Source organism: Sporosarcina sp. BP05, from assembly GCF_014282005.1.
Classification (GTDB): domain Bacteria; phylum Bacillota; class Bacilli; order Bacillales_A; family Planococcaceae; genus Sporosarcina.
Window position 1 is genome coordinate 1 of record NZ_JACFTD010000051.1, and the last position, 2,382, is coordinate 2,382.

General features: G+C 32.3%; 3 protein-coding genes. All 3 read left to right on the forward strand.

Going from position 1 to position 2,382, the window contains the following annotated elements; genetic code table 11:
- Positions 1 to 240: 240 nt before the first annotated feature.
- Positions 241 to 912 carry a hypothetical protein gene (locus tag H2672_RS18985; protein WP_186673952.1) on the forward strand — a complete coding sequence of 224 codons (672 nt, stop codon included), beginning with the start codon at positions 241 to 243 and terminating at the stop codon, positions 910 to 912.
- A gap of 232 nt (positions 913 to 1,144) precedes the next feature.
- Positions 1,145 to 1,669, forward strand: a complete 525-nt coding sequence (locus tag H2672_RS18990; RefSeq protein ID WP_186673953.1) for a sigma-70 family RNA polymerase sigma factor — start codon at positions 1,145 to 1,147, stop codon at positions 1,667 to 1,669.
- Positions 1,659 to 2,288, forward strand: coding sequence for a hypothetical protein (locus H2672_RS18995; RefSeq protein WP_186673954.1), 630 nt, complete (start codon positions 1,659 to 1,661; stop codon positions 2,286 to 2,288). Before H2672_RS18990 ends, H2672_RS18995 begins: the two co-directional genes overlap by 11 nt.
- The last annotated feature ends 94 nt before the right edge of the window (positions 2,289 to 2,382 follow it).

Sequence of the window (2,382 nt, forward strand, 5' to 3'; positions counted from 1 at the left end):
GTTTGACAATCGGCTGCCTTCACAGGGTGGCTTTTTCTTATTGCGTAATGGAGTTAACTACTTCCGTGAACGGGTGTTATGTAAAGCTGGTGTGTATACGTGATACAATCCATTTGAGTAATTGAATCAATGTTTACGGACGGATCATTTAATTTCTTGTTCAACTAAGCAGCAGGTTAGTTGAACAAGAAAATAGAATGTATAATTTATATTTATTCAATGATTTAGGAGGAATTATAGATGGAGTGGTCCCAATGGTTGCAAGGAGGTCCTTTCCTCGAAGTTAGTTTCTTATTGGAACTTAAAGAAGAGAAAACGAAAACAGTACAGGATATTATTAATAATTTATCAAAGGTTACAAATAAAATTGAAATTGTTGACGAAAACGTTGATGAAATTATTGATTTTTTTAATAGAGGTTATCCCTATGATGAAGAAAATCCGCATACCATTAACTTGCACTCATTAAGATTAAGATTATATGTCTATTTATTAAGGAAACGTAAGGCGACATTACAATTAGAAGTGGTTTCTCCAAATGCACTAATGGTCAATTTTTGGTTTTATGGAGATGAAAATGATGAACCAGAATGTGACCAAGTTGGAATAATGAAAGAGGAATTTACAGGCTTTACAGGTTTTCTTAAAGAATTGTATTCCATTTATGAGTTTAAAATCGGTGGAATTGCATTCGAAGAAGATGTACTGAAATTATTTGGGTTCGAAAAAACATACCCGAATGAATGTTTTCGTTACGATAACGCGTCTCCTACCCATTTTTTAAAAGAACCCTATTCTTTCGTAAATATAATTTGGAATGAAAAATACGAGAAATTAAGCCATATTCCTTACAATTACAAAAGGCTTGATAAGGAAGGAATACTTATTGAAACGAGTAATTTTAATGTCTAACCTTCTTCAACTAACGGGTGCTTTAGCAGTACAAGGCTGTCAGTAGACAGCCTTTATTCTTCTTCAACTAAAGGGGCAGTTTAGTGGAAGAAGAAATATCAGAAAAAAACTAAGCAAATGTCATTCTATCGTCCTTCTACATACAGGACGATTATTTTTTTATAAGGAATTAAAGCCAAATCAATAAACTGTCCGTCTAATGAATGAAAGGTAATAAGGGAGGTGGTATTGTTTGTTGGATTTAGTGAAAAAGGCTCAAAAAGGTAATGATAAAGCGTTTTTAACATTATTTCAGGAATACGAACAAGATATTTATAGAATGGCTTTTGTATATGTAAAGAACCAAAGTGATGCTCTTGATGTTGTTCAAGAGACAGCATACCGTTCATTTAAATCAATCAAAAATCTTAAAGAACCTAAATACTTTAAAACCTGGTTAATAAGAATTGCAATTAGTTGTGCTATTGATTTACTTCGAAAGCAAAAAAATCTAGTTCAATTAAAGCCAGGATTTGAAGAGTTTATATCGGGAGATGTCAATGAAGATATTGATTTAAAAATGACGGTTCGAGACTTAATCGAACATTTAAATGAAGATGAGAAAAGTGTTATAATTTTAAGATTTTTCGTAGGTTTGACGATTAAAGAAGTATCGGAAGCACTCGATATTCCTCTAGGCACGGCAAAAACAGTTTTATACAGAGCTTTAAACAAGCTCCGTAAAGATTTGAAAGGAGATGGTGTATATGGGCAATAATATTAAGCAAGAAATGAGTAGAATTGAAATACCAAAAGAGCTAAGTGAAAGAAGCAAAATGGGAGTTTCAAAGGCGAAGTTAGAGATAGGGAATTCTAAACGTAAATGGTCTTTCATTATAGGACCTGCAATAGCAGCTTCTTTGGCATTAGGGATTTTCGTACCTAACTTCATTACAAATAATCCTCCAGAAAACCCAATCATTAAAACAATGGAAACAAATTCTGTCATTGATATATACAATCCAAGAGAAGTTGTAGGTTTTTCAGATAATGTATTTTTAGGAAAGGTCATAAAACAAGTTGGCACAAAATCATTAAACGGTTATCCAGAAACACAATTCGAGGTCGAGGTAATTGATAATATTAAGGGCGAATTGAACGGTACAGTTAAAGTGAATCAACAAGGTGGGTACGAAGGAGAATATTTGTTTCTAATGGAAGATGATAAACTTTTATTAGAAGAACAAACGTATTTATTTGCAACAAGGTACTTAAAAGAAGAAAATTGGCACACTGTAATCCCTGTCGGTGGAGATATTCAGTTTAGTAATGATGAAGAAAGAAAAAAACTGATTGAGAAATACACAAAGGCTTTTAAAGAAGAAATTCCATTCTAAATTGATGAGGGATTCACTGAACGAGAGATTTGTTGAATTACTTTACAAAAATAAATTTATGTAAATAGAAGAATCTTTTTAGATTACTCTGTTC

Coding starts and splice junctions, on each gene's coding strand:
- H2672_RS18985 (WP_186673952.1), top strand. CDS start 241: ATGGAGTGGTCCCAATGGTTGCAAGGAGGTCCTTTCCTCGAAGTTAGT.
- H2672_RS18995 (WP_186673954.1), top strand. CDS start 1,659: ATGGGCAATAATATTAAGCAAGAAATGAGTAGAATTGAAATACCAAAA.